Below are 15,882 nucleotides of genomic sequence, written 5' to 3' on the forward strand. Positions count from 1 at the left end.
GCGGTACGCGAGCTGGGTTCAGAACGTCGTGAGACAGTTCGGTCCCTATCCGGCGTGGGCGTAGGATATTTGAGAGGAGCTGTCCTTAGTACGAGAGGACCGGGATGGACTGGCCGCTGGTGTATCTGTTGAACCACCAGGTTCATGGCAGAGTAGCCAAGCCGGGACGGGATAAACGCTGAAGGCATCTAAGCGTGAAGCCCCCCTCAAGATGAGATATCCCTACGAAAGTAGTAAGACCCCTTGAAGACGACGAGGTAGATAGGGCAGAGGTGGAAGTACAGTAATGTATGGAGCTGACTGCTACTAATCGGTCGAGGGCATGACCAAGCAAGGTGATAGGTAATGGATGATATTTCTTGTATGCAGTTTTGAAGGTATATACCTTTAGCAAGGCCCAGTGGCTCAGTTGGTTAGAGCGCCGCCCTGTCACGGCGGAGGTCGAGAGTTCGAGTCTCTTCTGGGTCGTCCGTATCGAATGATACGACATTAGAATTTAATATGGGATCATAGCTCAGCTGGGAGAGCATCTGCCTTACAAGCAGAGGGTCATAGGTTCGAGCCCTATTGGTCCCACTTAAACAAATTTGGATGGATTCCCGAGTGGCCAAAGGGGGCAGACTGTAAATCTGTTGGCGACGCCTTCGAAGGTTCGAATCCTTCTCCATCCATTAGATGTTGAAAGAATCAACTGTTTGCTGAAACCAAAACGGTTCGAATCCTTCTCCATCCACTAGGTGATAATTTTTCATCTATAGCCATCAGGCTTGTGCCGATGTGGCTCAATTGGCAGAGCAGCTGATTTGTAATCAGCAGGTTATCGGTTCGAGTCCGATCATCGGCTTAGTCTTGAAAAAGACATTAATTTCATATCGCGGGGTGGAGCAGTCTGGAAGCTCGTCGGGCTCATAACCCGAAGGTCGTAGGTTCAAATCCTGCCCCCGCAACTCGCACAGCAATGTGCATTCGCCCAGATAGCTCAGTCGGTAGAGCAGAGGACTGAAAATCCTCGTGTCGCTGGTTCGATTCCGGCTCTGGGCATTTTATTTACTAAATATTATAAGGGCGTGTAGCTCAGGTGGTAGAGCACTTGACTTTTAATCAAGTTGTCCGGGGTTCGAATCCCCGCACGCTCAGTTAAACTCTTTAAGGAATGTATCTTTAAAGAGTTTTTTTTTACTTGACAATTAGTATATTTTCAAGTATATTGATTCATAATAAAAGGGAGTAACTGGCGTTGATTAATATGTCGGCGTTTGCGATGTCGTCAATACGATGAATAATCATCCGTATCGTAATGAAATGGTGAGACTTTTATTGCATAAGTATTAATTTATGCAATAGGAGTCTTTTTTCTTCTATTGCGAGAAAGTGAGGTTGAATGATGTTAACAAATGAACAGGCAAAACAGAATCAAAAGAAATATGGATTTAATGAATTGGTGGAAGGAAAGAAAAAGAGTGTTTTTCAAATCTTTCTGGAGCAATTCAAAGATTTTCTGGTAATTATTTTAATTATAGCAGCAATTGTGTCAGGATTCCTGGGAGATGCAGAAAGTGCAATCGTTATTTTTGTTGTAATCACAATAAATGCCATTCTTGGAACCGTGCAGACAGTAAAAGCAGAGCAATCTTTAAATAGTCTTAAAAAGCTGTCAGCACCGGAAGCAAAAGTTATCAGAGATGGTGTGTTGATACAGATTCCATCCAGAGAAGTTACTGTGGGGGATGAAGTAATTATTGAAGCAGGAGATTGTATTCCGGCAGATGGGAAGCTTTTAGAATGCGCAAGTCTGAAAGTTGATGAGAGCGCATTGACAGGGGAGAGTCTTTCGGTTGAAAAGTCATTGGATGAAGTTCCAGAAGGAGCAGCACTTGGAGACCAGACGAATAAAGTTTTCTCCGGAAGTTTTGCTACTTATGGAAGAGCGACCTATGAAGTTACAGAGATTGGCATGGAGACGGAAGTAGGTAAGATTGCACGTTTATTAAAAACGACTTCAGAGAAGAGAACGCCACTTCAGATAAATCTGGATGATTTCGGAAGAAAATTATCTATTATTATTCTGGTATTTTGTGCAATATTATTTGGGCTAAATGTCATGAGAGGCGGATCTGTAGTTGATGCATTTCTATTTGCAGTGGCACTTGCGGTAGCAGCGATTCCAGAAGCCTTGAGTTCTATTGTAACGATCGTATTATCTTTTGGAACACAAAAGATGGCAAAAGAGCATGCTATAATCAGAAAACTACAGGCTGTAGAAGGGCTTGGGAGTGTCTCTGTTATTTGTTCAGATAAGACGGGTACTTTGACTCAGAATAAAATGACAGTTGAAGATTATTATGTAGATGAAAAGAGAATCTCTGCAGATAAGATTGATTTGAATCATGAGAATCAGGAGATGCTTCTTCAATATAGCATTTTATGTAATGATTCTACTAATACAGATGGTCAGGAGATTGGAGATCCAACAGAGACAGCTCTGATTAATCTTGGAAATAATTTGGGAATAGATGCCCTAAAAGTGAGAGAAAGCTATCCGCGTATAGCTGAGATTCCATTTGACAGTGATAGAAAGTTAATGTCTACAGAGCATAGATTTGCTGATAAGCCAGTTATGATTGTAAAAGGTGCGGTAGATGTTTTAGTTGACCGTATGAACCATATTAGAATTGGCGATACTGTAAGAGATATATCTGAAGAAGATAGAATGCGAATTGAATTACAGAATCTGGAGTTTTCCAGAGATGGATTGAGAGTCCTTGCATTTGCCTATAAAGAACTAGATATGGAACAGGAATTGACATTAGAAGATGAAAATGAGCTGACATTTCTGGGATTAATAGCGATGATGGATCCTCCGAGAGAAGAATCAAAAGCAGCTGTTGAAGAATGTATAAAAGCGGGAATCAAGCCGATTATGATTACTGGTGATCATAAGATCACGGCAGCGGCAATTGCGAAAAGAATCGGAATATTAAAAGATGATGCAGAAGCATGTGAGGGAGCAGTTATCGAAGATATGTCAGATGAGGAGCTTCAGGATTTTGTGGAAGGAATTTCTGTGTATGCCAGAGTATCACCAGAACATAAAATCCGAATTGTTCGGGCATGGCAGGAAAAGGGAAATATTGTTGCCATGACAGGAGATGGCGTAAATGATGCACCGGCATTAAAGCAGGCTAATATTGGTGTTGCAATGGGAATTACAGGAAGTGAAGTTTCAAAAGATGCTGCAGCTATGATATTAACAGATGATAATTTTGCTACAATTGTGAAAGCTGTTGAGAACGGTCGAAATATATATCAGAATATCAAGAATTCCATTCAATTTTTATTGTCTGGAAACTTTGCGGGTATCTTGACAGTATTATATGCATCACTGGCTGGACTTCCAGTGCCATTTGAACCTGTGCATCTTTTGTTCATTAATCTTCTTACAGATAGTTTACCGGCGATCGCATTGGGATTAGAGCCTCATACAGAAGAAGTGATGAAGCAAAAACCAAGACCAATGAACGAATCCATTTTGACAAAAAATTATCTTACCAGTATAGGAACAGAAGGTCTATGTATAGGAATCATGACTATCATTGGATTTTTAATAGGATATAGAACCAGTACCGCGTTAGCATGCACAATGGCATTTGGAACTCTGTGTACCAGTCGGTTAGTGCACGGATTTAACTGTAAGTCAGGAAGACCTGTTATCTTCACAAAACGATTTTTCAATAATATTTATCTGATAGGAGCATTTTTAATTGGGCTGATATTAATTACTGGGGTATTGACGATACCTGGATTACAAGGATTATTCAAAGTGGTAAGTCTGGATATTTATCAACTTCTGATAGTATATGGTTTGGCATTGTTGAATCTTCCGGTTATTCAGTTGTTAAAATGGATTCGAAGATAAAAAGGAGAAAATATGAATATAAGTGATGAAGCGGTTAAGAAGATCAGAGGATTGATTATATTTGCGGCAATTATTATAGCATGTTTTTGGAAATATGATGTCGTCATAAGTGTTTTGGCATTTATTTTTCATGTGATTTTTCCATTTGTTCTTGGTGGAGCAATTGCATTTGTACTTAATGTTCCGATGAATTTTATACAAAGGCATCTCTTTCCAGAGGATAAGATTGAAAAGAGAAAGGTTATAAAGAAGCTTGCACGTCCGTTAAGTATGCTGATTGTATTATTTTGTGTGATTGGAATTATTGTGTTGGTTATGTTTGTATTGATTCCTCAATTGGGAAATACTTTTGCCAATCTGGGAAATAGTATACAGGCGTTTATTCCGAAAATTCAGAAATGGGCAGACACTTTATTCCATGATAATAAGGAAATTATGAATTGGGTAAATCATCTTGAATTTGATTGGAATAAGATTATGAATGCAGGAATCAATTTTTTGAAAAATGGAGCCGGCAGTGTCCTGGATTCTACGATTATGGCGGCAAAAAGTATAGTAAGCGGAATAGCAACATTCTTTATTGCCTTTGTTTTTGCAATCTATATTTTATTACAGAAGGAAAAATTAAGCATTCAGGCTAAGAAAGTGTTATTTGCCTTTGTGAGAAAAGGAAGAGCAGAAGCAACTTTAGAAGTGCTGTCATTGACTTATAATACATTTTCCAGCTTTCTGACGGGACAATGTGTAGAAGCAATTATTTTAGGATGTATGTTTGTGATTACTATGTCAATTTTACGGTTGCCATATGCTCTGCTTGTAGGAATCGTGATTGCATTTACTGCATTAATTCCTATTTTTGGAGCGTTTATAGGGTGTGTTGTAGGGGCATTTCTTATATTTATGGTAGATCCAATCAAAGCACTCATATTCATTATATTGTTTTTGATATTGCAGCAGATCGAAGGAAATCTGATCTATCCTCATGTGGTTGGAAGTTCTGTTGGTCTTCCTTCCATCTGGGTGTTAGCGGCAGTCAGTATTGGCGGCAGTCTTATGGGGGTAGTAGGAATGCTCATATTTATTCCTATTGTTTCAGTTGTATATGCATTATTCCGGGAAGTTGTATACTTAAAACTAAAGCAACGCAAGATAGATCCGGCAGATATTATTTAAAATGACAATAAAAAAGGAGATAGCGGAAATGATTTTCCACTATCTCCAGTTTATTTTAGTAATTTTCTACTTTTCTTTCAAAATAAGCCTTTGGATGAGCACATACAGGGCATACTTCCGGAGCTTCTTCTCCAATGTAAATATATCCGCAGTTTCCACATTTCCATCCAAGAGGAGCATCACCTTTGAAGGTTGTACCTGATTTGTAGCTTTCAAGAAGTTTGTTGTAACGTTTCTCATGTGCAGCTTCTACCTCTGCAACAAGTTCGAATTTGGCAGCCAGTGCATCGAATCCTTCTTCTCTTGCCTCTGCAGCCATACGTTTGTACATATCAGTCCATTCGAAATTCTCTCCGGCGGCAGCGTCTGCAAGGTTTTCAGCTACATCACCAATTCCATGGAATTCTTTGAACCACATTTTTGCATGTTCTTTTTCCTGATTTGCAGTTTCTTCAAAGATATTTGCCATCTGAACGAATCCAGCTTTCTTAGCAGCAGATGCATAGAATGTATATTTGTTACGTGCTTCTGATTCACCAGCAAATGCATCCATAAGATTTTTCTCTGTTTTTGTTCCAGCGTACTTAGACATATGATAATCTCCTTTATGTATTAATTATTTTTGGAAAAAAACCCTACACATAACCGAGTAGACTCTTCGAAGCGTAGGGTTTTTTCATTTATAATGAGTTTCTGTTGTAAATTTTATATCTTAGCCAAAGTATCTCTTTAACAGACCTTCGAATGCTTTGCCGTGACGAGCTTCGTCTCTAGCCATCTCGTGTACTGTATCATGGATAGCGTCAAGGTTAGCAGCTTTTGCTCTCTTAGCAAGATCAAATTTACCAGCTGTTGCACCGTTCTCAGCGTCAACTCTCATTTCAAGGTTCTTCTTTGTACTGTCAGTTACAACTTCACCAAGTAACTCTGCAAATTTAGCAGCATGCTCAGCTTCTTCGTAAGCAGCTTTTTCCCAGTAAAGACCGATTTCTGGATATCCTTCTCTGTGAGCAACTCTAGCCATTGCAAGATACATACCAACTTCAGAGCATTCTCCTTCAAAGTTAGCTCTTAAATCAGCAAGGATATCTTCGCTTACGCCTTTAGCTACACCAACAACGTGCTCTGCAGCCCATTCTCTTTCACCTGTCTGCTCTTTGAACTTTTCAGCTGGAACGCCACATACTGGACATTTCTCTGGAGCTGCTTCTCCTTCGTAAACATAACCACATACTGTACATACAAATTTTTTCATGATAATTATCTCCCTTTCTTATTTAAATTTTATTGTTTTTAATATTAGTAATTATTACTGATATTAATTTACCATAGTTATTGATAAATGTCAATCGTTATTTTAAGTTTTTTTCCTTTTTTCGTTTCTCACATTCCCCGCATATTCCGTAGAACAGCATTGTATGTGAATCGATTGTGCCAGCAAAATGTTGGTTGGCAAGTTCATTAATGGAATGAATATGTGCTTCATCTAATTCTAGATCAAAAACGTTGCCACAAGATTGGCATACAACATGATAATGAGGTTCGGTCCGCCCATCGAATCGATCGCCTCCGTCAGGAGTGGGGATCTTAATGGCTTCGCCCATATCAGCTAACAGATTTAAATTGCGGTATACAGTGCCAAGGCTAATATTGGGAAATTCTTCCTTTATATGCATGTATACAGTATCAGCAGTTGGATGTTCCATGGTATGTGACAAATATTCTTTGATAGATGCCCGCTGCCGGCTGTATTTTAAGTTTGCCATTTTTACGCTCCTTTCAATAATGATAATTGTTATTATAATCAGTATATATGAATGTATTTCATTTGTCAACGAATAAATTTAAAATGTAACAATTTGTAATAAAATAATTGGTAAAAAATGTATTTTATTAAGAAATCATCGTATAATATGACGAAGAAAATATTGATAAATAGCCTTGACATAACTTTTGTGGATGATATAATTATTGCGTAACATATGTAACAATTCTGTAATATTTACAAAAGATAAGAAAACATAAAGGAGGGAGTTTATGGATTCTATTCTTAAAAAAGGATTGTTCTTAGTTACAATAACGGGAGCTATTACAGCATTTCCTGCTACGGTGCATGCTGAAGATACAGCAACTGATAACGTATTACCGCAAGTGGGAATTGAAGAAGTGCTAAGTAATTGCTATCTGGCAGATAAAGAAATCGAAGTAGATGATTATCTTGTGCCGACAGAGAAGGGTGAGTATTTAGATATGGCGTTTGCCAATGTCCAGTCGTTTCTATATATAAGAAGTGAACCGACAACGGACAGTGAGTGGGTCGGCAAGTTATATCCTGATTATGCAGCTAAGATTATCGGACCGGTCGGAGAGTGGACGAAGGTTCAATCAGGTACGGTAACAGGCTATGTATATTCTGACTACATTATTATAGGAAATAATGCAGAACAAAAGGCTCAGGATATGATACAGAATTCCGGGACAGAGAATCCTGAGGACGTATTTACTTATGCGGAATCCAGAGAAGAGGAGGAAGCAAGACTTGCAAAAGAAGCAGAAGAAGCTGCTGCGAGAGCTCAGGAGGAGGCTGCCGCGAAGGCGGGAATGGGACAGGCAATTGTTGATTATGCATGTCAGTTTATTGGAAATCCTTATGTGTGGGGTGGTACAAGCCTGACGAATGGTGCGGATTGTTCTGGATTTGTCCAGTCAGTATTTGCACATTTTGGAATCAGTCTGCCTCGTACAACATGGGATATGGAACATGTGGGAACTGCTGTCAGTTATGATCAGGCAATTCCCGGCGATATTATATTGTATGACGGACATGTAGGAATCTATATGGGTAACGGTCAGATTGTAAATGCAATCAACAGTGCAAAAGGAATCGGAATTCTGCCGGCCACTTACACAAATATTGTAACAATCAGAAGATTAATTTAGAATATACAGAATATTAAGAAAAAGCAAAAAATCCTGGGATTATTCCTGGGATTTTTATATATGTAAAATGTTTGTCATGACAGTGTACAAAATAGACAAAAATGTAAAAAAATGTAAAAAAATGGAAAACGGACTTATCCAAGTTTTCCACATCGAAATAGCCAAAAAAGGTGGAAAAAACGATGTTTCTTAAAAATTATCCACATTATCCACATAAAAAGCAAAGAATTTTGGGGATTACTCAGGGTAAATAAAAGAACGGATGTTTTGTGTACTTATAATAAAAATGATGTTTTGTCGAAAAAAAACGAAAAAAATATTGACATCCAAGAAGTCAAATATTAGAAAGAAATTCGTTGAAAATGTTTACACAATGATAAAAACCGACTATAATGGAAACACTGAAGAGAAAAGGAGGTGTCATGATGGCACAGGTTACAAAGGATATGACATTTGCCGAGCTGCTTGAGCAGTACTATGAGAAATGCCCAAAGATCGTTGACGTTCTTGTAGAAGCAGGAATGGGATGTATCGGATGTCCACATTCACAGATGGAATCCATCGAGATGGGTGCTATGGGACATGGAATTGATCCTGATTTATTAGTTGAGAAACTCAACGCAACAATTAATGCATAATATAGCATATGAAAAAAGAAGCTTAGGGATATTCCAAAGCTTCTTTTTATCATGATCAGATTTTTGATAGTTCCTGTACTGCATTGGCAGATACAAGAATCTCGCAATGCTCTTCCAGAAATGCCAAAGTAGCACCGGAGGAAACTTCCAAAGTTCCATATTCTGAAAGCATATTGCAGATGCGGTTGAAATCTCTGGTCGTGTGTTCTGACTGTGACAGGGCAAGAATATATATATTCTCGCCTGGATCTTTATACAGAGTGTTAGAACCAGAGTACATGGTGTCAAGCAGATGAGCTGCTTTCAGGACACCTTCCATTGTTGCAAATGAAAATAACCGCAATTCAGATGTGTGCGTGTCTGCAGTTTCTGACGGTGCCGTACTTTCATCTGTATCTGACGCAGTGGCGCTGCCGAACTTTTCCTTCATTTTACCGAGTAAATCTAACAGGGTATCTGCACCTTCCAGTTTATTTGAAATATCTTTTTTCTTTGCATCCCATTCGCTGATGGATGAAGGTGCAAATTTTGAAAAACGGGTATCGAGTTCTTCAGGATCCTCGACTTTAGTAATTATCAGCACGATAGAATCAGAAGAAGCAGGAATAGCCTCGATCATAAGAGGAATATCATCTGCTTCAAAACCAAATTCATAGGCTGCTTGTTGCATCATATCGCGGAAAAGTGATTTAGCTTTTTCGGTTCCATAGGCCAGTTCGCTTAACTGAAGATGGCGGGCAGCGAGATCGGCACGCGTCAAAGTGCAGCGGATCTGATTGTCGTTGAGTTTTTCAATCTTCATATTATCACTTCCTTTTAATGTAGTATAGCATAGAAAATGTCAGATGTTCAATAAAATAAGTATAAAATCAAAAAGTGCTTGCGTTTAAAAATTGAATCGGATATAATGACGATACTAGAAGATAGTTTTCCCGGATGACTACGTTCTTAGAACAAAGGTGGGAGAATTTCCAAATTTTATTTCTAATTCATTTCTAAACATATGAATCATTGAATCTATAAACATCAGAAATCAATCAGTATCAATCATAAAACAGCCGTTTCGGCAAATTACCATGGAACAATGAGATATAGACCTATGACCAGAGCTATCTTCTATGTTAAATAGCTGTGACATGTAAAAGAATTGTATCACGGCATCTCCTTTTATATTATATGCAGTCGCAGCCGTAGTTATCATCTGGTATAAAAAGGAGGGTAGAAATTGGGGGATGAAGTTGACTTACAACGAATGTTTAAAGAATTAACCGGTTATGAAAAAAGGAAAGTCGATCTTAGAATGAATGGGATACCGGCAAGTCCTATGCAGATTGTACAGGCACATATGATACGGGAAGATATTGCTTATATGAGAGACTATGTGCTGAACGACAAAGGCGATATTAAGGAATTGTGGTTCGACAGTATTGAAAAATAATTAATCATGTAAAATGCGAATACCCCGCAAAATAATTGTCGAAATAAATAATGACGTGGGTCACTGATTTTGCTATAATAGAGGCTAATAGGAGGTACAGTATGGAAGATAGAGAAAGAAGAAGCCGTGTAGCATCAGGAGGCCAGGAGCCCAGGAGACGGCAGCCTCAAAGAGACAATGTCAGAAGACGGCGGGTTCAGGAATCCAGAAGACCCCAGTCAGGCAGACCAGGAATTAAAAAATCACCGGCCAGAAGAAAACAGTCAAAGCGGAGAAGAAGAAGGAATCTTATCATCAAGATGTCTTTAGTAATCATATTAGCAGTATTGGCAGTTATAGCAGCATTTGTATGGAAAAGATACAGCCCGACGAAGGAAAAATATGATTTGAATAAATATTATGGGATAGAACAGGAAGGGCAGGTAGCGATTACTGTTGATAATCAGGTGGTAGAACCTCATGGCATGGTATCAGACGGAAAAGTTTATGTCCAGTATGACGTTGTAAGAAATTATATCAACAGCCGGTTTTACTGGGATCCTAATGAAAATGTTCTCTTGTATACGCTTCCGAACGATATGGTCAGTGTGGAAGTAGGCAGCAAGGATTATAGCGTTTCCAAAGAAAAGAAAAGTGAAGACTACGTCATTCTGAAAACTGAAGGAAGCACAGCTTATATCGCATTAGATTTTGTACAACAATATACGAATATTGAGTATGAGTTATATGATGATCCAAGCCGGGTAATGATAATCAGTGACTGGGGAGAGACGACAGTGGCAACTGTAAAACGAGACACCCAGGTCCGTTATCAAGGTGGTGTAAAGAGCCCGGTATTGACAGAACTCAATAAAAAGGATGAAGTTACCATCATTGAAAGTGAAGAAAACTGGAAGAAAGTCCGTACCAAAGATGGATTTATCGGATATGTGAAGAATAATGCCCTGAAGAAAGAGGAGACGAAAACGATTTCCCGAGATTTTGAAGAGCAGGAGTTCAGTAGCATAACCAAGGATTATACGATAAACATGGCATGGCACAACGTGACCAACAGTGATGCGAACAGCACCGTGCTGCAGCGAATTGCAGAGAGTAAGGGTCTGACGACAATTGCGCCGACATGGTTCCATGTATCGGATACGGACGGTAATCTTGATTCCATTGCATCCGCAGATTATGTTAATTATGCACATCAATCCAACATAGAAGTGTGGGCAGCGGTGCGTGATTTTGATGGAGGAATCAGCTCTTATGAAGAGTCGTATGAAGTCCTAAGTTATACTTCTAAGCGTGAGAATCTGATCAATCAGTTAATATCTGAAGCGTTGCGAGTGGGAATTGATGGAATTAATGTGGATTTTGAGAAGATTTCAGAAGAATGCGGAGAACATTATATTCAGTTTATCCGTGAACTATCTGTAAGATGTAGGCAGAATGGAATCGTATTGTCTGTGGATAATTATGTTCCAAAAGGCTATAATATGCAGTATGACCGTAAAGAGCAGGGAATTGTAGCAGATTATGTTGTAATCATGGGTTATGATGAACATTTTTCCGGCTCACCGGAGGCTGGATCTGTATCCTCATATAATTTTGTAAAAGAAGGAATAGAAGAGACATTAAAAGAAGTTCCGGCAGAAAAGATTATCAGTGGAATTCCATTCTTTACAAGATTGTGGGAAGAAACTCCGAAGACAGACGAAGAGTTGAAAGAACAGGAAGGAACAGATCAGGCTGAATATACGATGAATGTCACCAGTCAGGCTCTGGATATGGCCAGCGCTCAGGCAAAGGTAGCAGAAGCTGGTGCAGAGATTACCTGGGACGAAGAGACACAGCAGAATTATGCAACCTGGACAGTAGAAAACACAACTTATGAGATCTGGCTAGAGGATGAACAGTCTATTGAACCAAAATTGAAACTCATGAAAGATAATAAGCTTGCAGGAACAGCTGCATGGGCTTTGGGACAGGAAAGTTCAGAAGTCTGGAATCTGATTTTGAAATATGTCAATTAAATAAGATTAAAATACCTCTTGAAGTCATATAGTTAGATATAGAGACTGTCGGGAGGTATTTTTTTGTATAGAAAAGTTGAATTTGTCTTATTACTGTTGTTGTTGGTTGGATTGATTGTCGCCAGTAGAAGATTGGAGCAATATGTATCCAGTGAAAAGGTTGAACAGCAAGAAGATATTGTGGTAATTGATTCAGGGCATGGCGGAAATGACCCCGGTAAAATTGGCGTAAATGGAGCGAAAGAGAAAGAGATTAATCTTCAGATTGCGAAAAAAGTGAAAACATTACTGGAGGAAAAGAAGATCAAAGTAATCATGACCAGAGAAGATGATTCTACATTGGCAGAACCAGGTGCAACAAATCAAAAAGTGCAGGATATGAAAGCGAGGGTTCAGCTGATCAACGATACAGCGCCACGACTTACTGTCAGTATCCATCAGAACAGTTATCAGGACGAGAGTATCCATGGGGCACAAGTATTCTATTATACGCATTCTCAGGAAGGAGAGGAAGCAGCGAAAGTAATGCAGAAAGCATTATTGGAAGTAGATGAAGAGAATCACAGACAGGCAAAAGCCGATTCTACTTATTATCTGTTAAAAAGAACGGAGGTACCGACCATTATTGTGGAATGCGGTTTCCTGAGCAATCCTGAAGAAGCAGAAAAACTTGTAAATGAAGAGTATCAACAACAGCTTGCACAGGCAATTGTACAGGGAATCGAAACTTGTCTTACCGACTAGAGTGTAGTATACTGTTCAGGAAAGCAATAGAAGTATACAGACATAGAAAACGAGGAATATCGTGAAGACAATTATAAAGAAGATTGATAAAACTCAAAAGGATACAGATATTATAGCAGAAGCCGGCCGCATCTTAAAAGAAGGCGGTCTGGTGGCATTTCCAACGGAGACGGTATATGGGCTGGGAGCAGATGCATTGAATGAGGATGCAGCGAAAAAGATCTATGCAGCGAAAGGGCGGCCATCTGATAATCCTTTGATCGTGCATATTGCAAATATGGAAGCTTTGGATAAGATTACGACATCAATTCCGGCTGCGGCGAAAGTGGTTGCCGATGCATATTGGCCAGGGCCGTTGACTATGATATTTGATAAAAGTGAAGCTGTCCCCCTTGGAACAACCGGAGGACTGGATACGGTAGCAGTGCGCATGCCGAGTCATGAGATTGCAAGAGAAGTCATTGAGGCTGGAGGAGGTTATATTGCAGCCCCGAGCGCCAATACTTCCGGGCGGCCAAGTCCTACAACTGCGCAGCATGTGGAAGAGGACATGAACGGAAAGATTGATATGATTGTAGACGGAGGAATGGTAGATATTGGTGTTGAATCTACGATTTTGGATATGACTGTCACACCTCCAATGATTCTTCGTCCAGGAGCGATTACCAGAGAGATGCTGGAAGAATTAATTGGCGAAGTATCTGTGGACAAGACTCTGATCAATCCAGACAGTAAGAAGGCTCCAAAGGCTCCGGGGATGAAGTATCGACATTATGCACCGAAGGCAGAGCTTACCATTGTAGAAGGAGCAATTCAGGAAGTCGTAGAGGAGATTAACCGTCTGACAAAAGAGAAGATGGAAGCCGGATGCAAAGTAGGTATTATTGGCACCGAAGAGACGATAGGACAATATGTGGCCGGAGATGTGAAAAGTATTGGCACCAGAGAGAACGAAGCAACGATTGCCAGTCATTTATATGGAATATTAAGAGAATTTGACAATGACGGAGTAGATTATATCTATAGTGAAGCATTTGCCACAGCAGGAATCGGAAGTGCGATTATGAATCGCCTCCTGAAGGCAGCAGGACATCATGTCATTCACATGGAAAGTGACACGTAACATATAAATCATATGAGGAGGAAAAGAAAATGTCTAAGGTACAGATTATGGATCATCCATTGATTCAGCACAAAATCAGTTACATCCGCAGAGAAGAAGTTGGTTCCAAGGAATTCCGTGAAATCGTAGGGGAAATTGCGTCTTTAATGTGTTATGAAGCTACGAGGGATCTGAAATTACAGGATGTAAAGATTAAGACGCCGATCTGTGAGACGGTTGGAAAGGAATTAAGTGGAAAGAAGCTGGCAGTAGTACCAATCTTAAGAGCTGGGCTTGGAATGGTAGATGGCATGCTGAGTATGATACCGGCAGCAAAAGTAGGACATATTGGACTGTATCGTGATCCTGAGACATATGAACCAGTGGAATACTATTGTAAATTGCCATCAGATTGCGATGAAAGAGAAGTCTTTGTAGTAGATCCGATGCTGGCAACAGGCGGTTCCAGTGTTGCAGCGATTCAGATGTTGAAGGATAAGGGTGTAAAATATATCCGCTTCATGTGTATTATCGCAGCACCGGAAGGTGTAAAGAGAATGCAGGAGGAACATCCGGATGTAGATATATATATTGGAGCATTGGATGATCATCTGAACGATCACAAATACATTGTTCCGGGACTTGGAGATGCAGGAGATCGGATTTTCGGAACAAAATAAGATGGCGCAGGAGGAATGTGCTATGGGAAATAAAAGAAAAGATTATATTAGCTGGGATGAATATTTTATGGGGGTTGCCATGCTCTCAGGTATGCGCTCCAAAGATCCCAATACGCAGGTGGGATGCTGTATCGTAAGTCAGGATAATAAGATTCTGTCCATGGGATATAATGGATTGCCAAAGGGATGTTCAGATGATGTATTTCCGTGGAATCGTGAAGGGGAAGATCCTTTGGATACGAAATATGTATATACCGTTCACAGTGAGTTGAATGCGATTCTGAATTATCGCGGAGGAAGTCTGGAAGGAGCCAAGTTATATGTATCGCTGTTCCCATGTAATGAATGTGCGAAGGCGATTATACAGAGTGGAATCAAGGAAGTCATCTACGACAGCAATAAGTATGAGAATTCGACGGCAGTACAGGCATCTATGAGAATGTTTGATGCAGCGGGCGTCAATTATCATCAGTATCACAGAAGTGACAGAGAGATTACGATTCGATTGTAATATTTATCAAAAAAAGGAGTGGAAAATGGAGAAGATACCATTTTCCACTCCTTTTGTATGCATTGAGAAGAAGATGCTGCCAGATAGAGCTATAGATTAGATGTTAGATGATCTTGGCCTGCCGCAGCAGAAAACGATAGCGCATCCACGCAGCATTTCCACTATAAATGTAAGCATCGATGAGATCGGGATCGGAAGCATTCTGAAAATGGTTGTAAGCATCTTCCAATTCCTGGCGTGTCTGTGCAATCTCTTCCATCAAAGTATCGGCTTGTGGGTCAAAGGACAGTCGTTTGTAGATATCCTCTTCTGCAGTATTCTTACGTTCAAATAAGTGCATAATCAACCTCCGTAATCAGATAAGAAATCCTCTTTTTTCTAGTATAGACAAATAATGAGAATAAAATACGTGTTGGACGAATATATAATAATAGAAAAGTTGTTTGGGAGGAATTGTATGTCAGAACAGCACTCACATTTTTTGATTCCGTTTATTGTTCGGGCGATCGTGGGAAGCGCAATCATATTTTTTGTAAATGAATTTCTGACCTCTCAGGGAATTCCTGCGCAGGTAGGATTAAATCCTGTCACTGTATTGACATCTGGAATCCTTGGTACGCCTGGGGTTGCACTCCTTTATGGAATTACTTTTTATCAAATTCTGTGAATAATGCACAAAGTTTGAGAAGTTCTAAAAACGGGATGGACAAAGCGGAAGGTGT

16 protein-coding genes, 7 tRNA genes and 1 rRNA gene are annotated in these 15,882 nt (G+C 39.7%); 19 read left to right on the forward strand and 5 right to left on the reverse strand.

All coding sequences use genetic code 11. The features are described from left to right. The 10 genes from ABE613_RS08400 to ABE613_RS08445 all read left to right on the forward strand — a co-directional run. A 23S ribosomal RNA gene (locus tag ABE613_RS08400) occupies window positions 1-330 on the forward strand; the annotation flags it as partial. A gap of 64 nt (window positions 331-394) precedes the next feature. After that, window positions 395-468 (forward strand) — tRNA-Asp (locus ABE613_RS08405). A gap of 35 nt (window positions 469-503) precedes the next feature. Beyond that, window positions 504-576 (forward strand) — tRNA-Val (locus ABE613_RS08410). Window positions 577-589: 13 nt separating this feature from the next. Continuing rightward, window positions 590-671, forward strand: a tRNA-Tyr gene (locus ABE613_RS08415). 100 nt (window positions 672-771) lie between these two features. Beyond that, window positions 772-844: transfer RNA gene (locus tag ABE613_RS08420), tRNA-Thr, on the forward strand. 29 nt (window positions 845-873) lie between these two features. Then, window positions 874-947, forward strand: a tRNA-Met gene (locus tag ABE613_RS08425). Window positions 948-968: 21 nt separating this feature from the next. Next, a tRNA-Phe gene (locus ABE613_RS08430) sits at window positions 969-1,041 on the forward strand. Between the two features lie 22 nt (window positions 1,042-1,063). Further along, window positions 1,064-1,136 (forward strand) — tRNA-Lys (locus ABE613_RS08435). A gap of 248 nt (window positions 1,137-1,384) precedes the next feature. Continuing rightward, entirely contained in the window at window positions 1,385-3,916 is a 2,532-nt protein-coding gene (locus tag ABE613_RS08440) for a cation-translocating P-type ATPase (protein WP_347376201.1), read from the forward strand. A 12-nt stretch (window positions 3,917-3,928) separates the two neighbouring features. Further along, window positions 3,929-5,089 (forward strand): AI-2E family transporter, encoded by a 1,161-nt coding sequence (locus ABE613_RS08445; protein ID WP_347376143.1) that lies wholly within the window; start codon window positions 3,929-3,931, stop codon window positions 5,087-5,089. Window positions 5,090-5,144: 55 nt separating this feature from the next. On the opposite strand, the gene rbr is transcribed toward ABE613_RS08445, so the two are convergent. From rbr to ABE613_RS08460, 3 genes are all read right to left on the reverse strand, one after another. Beyond that, window positions 5,145-5,681: a rubrerythrin gene (gene rbr, locus ABE613_RS08450; RefSeq protein ID WP_347376144.1), complete on the reverse strand. Its 537-nt coding sequence runs from the start codon at window positions 5,679-5,681 to the stop codon at window positions 5,145-5,147. 120 nt (window positions 5,682-5,801) lie between these two features. Beyond that, window positions 5,802-6,344 (reverse strand): NADH peroxidase, encoded by a 543-nt coding sequence (locus ABE613_RS08455; RefSeq protein WP_235234222.1) that lies wholly within the window; start codon window positions 6,342-6,344, stop codon window positions 5,802-5,804. A 97-nt stretch (window positions 6,345-6,441) separates the two neighbouring features. Next, window positions 6,442-6,855 carry a Fur family transcriptional regulator gene (locus tag ABE613_RS08460; RefSeq protein ID WP_347376145.1) on the reverse strand — a complete coding sequence of 138 codons (414 nt, stop codon included), beginning with the start codon at window positions 6,853-6,855 and terminating at the stop codon, window positions 6,442-6,444. Between the two features lie 271 nt (window positions 6,856-7,126). On the opposite strand from ABE613_RS08460, the gene ABE613_RS08465 reads away from it, so the two are divergent. Both ABE613_RS08465 and ABE613_RS08470 read left to right on the forward strand, forming a co-directional pair. Next, the gene (locus tag ABE613_RS08465; protein WP_235233589.1) at window positions 7,127-8,029 is read left to right on the forward strand and encodes a C40 family peptidase; all 903 of its coding nucleotides are present in this window, start codon (window positions 7,127-7,129) and stop codon (window positions 8,027-8,029) included. Window positions 8,030-8,454: 425 nt separating this feature from the next. Next, entirely contained in the window at window positions 8,455-8,667 is a 213-nt protein-coding gene (locus ABE613_RS08470; RefSeq protein ID WP_235233590.1) for a DUF1858 domain-containing protein, read from the forward strand. Window positions 8,668-8,722: 55 nt separating this feature from the next. On the opposite strand, the gene ABE613_RS08475 is transcribed toward ABE613_RS08470, so the two are convergent. Then, the gene (locus ABE613_RS08475; protein ID WP_235233591.1) at window positions 8,723-9,469 is read right to left on the reverse strand and encodes an adaptor protein MecA; all 747 of its coding nucleotides are present in this window, start codon (window positions 9,467-9,469) and stop codon (window positions 8,723-8,725) included. Between the two features lie 423 nt (window positions 9,470-9,892). Here ABE613_RS08475 and ABE613_RS08480 point away from each other — a divergent pair, with 423 nt between their 5' ends. From ABE613_RS08480 to ABE613_RS08505, 6 genes are all read left to right on the forward strand, one after another. Further along, window positions 9,893-10,105, forward strand: coding sequence for a hypothetical protein (locus tag ABE613_RS08480; protein WP_235233592.1), 213 nt, complete (start codon window positions 9,893-9,895; stop codon window positions 10,103-10,105). 101 nt (window positions 10,106-10,206) lie between these two features. Continuing rightward, complete coding sequence (locus tag ABE613_RS08485) at window positions 10,207-12,123, forward strand: glycosyl hydrolase family 18 protein (RefSeq protein WP_347376146.1); 1,917 nt, start codon at window positions 10,207-10,209, stop codon at window positions 12,121-12,123. 63 nt (window positions 12,124-12,186) lie between these two features. Continuing rightward, complete coding sequence (locus ABE613_RS08490; protein WP_347376147.1) at window positions 12,187-12,867, forward strand: N-acetylmuramoyl-L-alanine amidase family protein; 681 nt, start codon at window positions 12,187-12,189, stop codon at window positions 12,865-12,867. 61 nt (window positions 12,868-12,928) lie between these two features. Beyond that, entirely contained in the window at window positions 12,929-13,990 is a 1,062-nt protein-coding gene (locus tag ABE613_RS08495) for an L-threonylcarbamoyladenylate synthase (protein ID WP_347376148.1), read from the forward strand. 29 nt (window positions 13,991-14,019) lie between these two features. Further along, window positions 14,020-14,649 (forward strand): uracil phosphoribosyltransferase, encoded by a 630-nt coding sequence (gene upp, locus ABE613_RS08500; RefSeq protein ID WP_235233598.1) that lies wholly within the window; start codon window positions 14,020-14,022, stop codon window positions 14,647-14,649. Window positions 14,650-14,671: 22 nt separating this feature from the next. Beyond that, a complete protein-coding gene (locus ABE613_RS08505; protein WP_235233599.1) occupies window positions 14,672-15,160 on the forward strand; it encodes a deoxycytidylate deaminase in 489 nt (162 codons plus the stop codon). A gap of 103 nt (window positions 15,161-15,263) precedes the next feature. On the opposite strand, the gene ABE613_RS08510 is transcribed toward ABE613_RS08505, so the two are convergent. Beyond that, window positions 15,264-15,500 (reverse strand): YaaL family protein, encoded by a 237-nt coding sequence (locus ABE613_RS08510; RefSeq protein ID WP_235233600.1) that lies wholly within the window; start codon window positions 15,498-15,500, stop codon window positions 15,264-15,266. A 117-nt stretch (window positions 15,501-15,617) separates the two neighbouring features. On the opposite strand from ABE613_RS08510, the gene ABE613_RS08515 reads away from it, so the two are divergent. Then, window positions 15,618-15,827: a pro-sigmaK processing inhibitor BofA family protein gene (locus tag ABE613_RS08515; RefSeq protein WP_235233601.1), complete on the forward strand. Its 210-nt coding sequence runs from the start codon at window positions 15,618-15,620 to the stop codon at window positions 15,825-15,827. Window positions 15,828-15,882: the final 55 nt, after the last annotated feature.

This window comes from Dorea chungnamensis, from assembly GCF_039832125.1.
Classification (GTDB): domain Bacteria; phylum Bacillota; class Clostridia; order Lachnospirales; family Lachnospiraceae; genus JAFBIX01.

Excerpts from the sequence above, each read along its gene's own strand:
- ABE613_RS08440 (WP_347376201.1), top strand. The coding sequence starts at position 1,385 with ATGTTAACAAATGAACAGGCAAAACAGAATCAAAAGAAATATGGATTT.
- ABE613_RS08445 (WP_347376143.1), top strand. The coding sequence starts at position 3,929 with ATGAATATAAGTGATGAAGCGGTTAAGAAGATCAGAGGATTGATTATA.
- rbr (WP_347376144.1), bottom strand. The coding sequence starts at position 5,681 with ATGTCTAAGTACGCTGGAACAAAAACAGAGAAAAATCTTATGGATGCA.
- ABE613_RS08455 (WP_235234222.1), bottom strand. The coding sequence starts at position 6,344 with ATGAAAAAATTTGTATGTACAGTATGTGGTTATGTTTACGAAGGAGAA.
- ABE613_RS08460 (WP_347376145.1), bottom strand. The coding sequence starts at position 6,855 with ATGGCAAACTTAAAATACAGCCGGCAGCGGGCATCTATCAAAGAATAT.
- ABE613_RS08465 (WP_235233589.1), top strand. The coding sequence starts at position 7,127 with ATGGATTCTATTCTTAAAAAAGGATTGTTCTTAGTTACAATAACGGGA.
- ABE613_RS08470 (WP_235233590.1), top strand. The coding sequence starts at position 8,455 with ATGGCACAGGTTACAAAGGATATGACATTTGCCGAGCTGCTTGAGCAG.
- ABE613_RS08475 (WP_235233591.1), bottom strand. The coding sequence starts at position 9,469 with ATGAAGATTGAAAAACTCAACGACAATCAGATCCGCTGCACTTTGACG.
- ABE613_RS08485 (WP_347376146.1), top strand. The coding sequence starts at position 10,207 with ATGGAAGATAGAGAAAGAAGAAGCCGTGTAGCATCAGGAGGCCAGGAG.
- upp (WP_235233598.1), top strand. The coding sequence starts at position 14,020 with ATGTCTAAGGTACAGATTATGGATCATCCATTGATTCAGCACAAAATC.
- ABE613_RS08505 (WP_235233599.1), top strand. The coding sequence starts at position 14,672 with ATGGGAAATAAAAGAAAAGATTATATTAGCTGGGATGAATATTTTATG.
- ABE613_RS08510 (WP_235233600.1), bottom strand. The coding sequence starts at position 15,500 with ATGCACTTATTTGAACGTAAGAATACTGCAGAAGAGGATATCTACAAA.
- ABE613_RS08515 (WP_235233601.1), top strand. The coding sequence starts at position 15,618 with ATGTCAGAACAGCACTCACATTTTTTGATTCCGTTTATTGTTCGGGCG.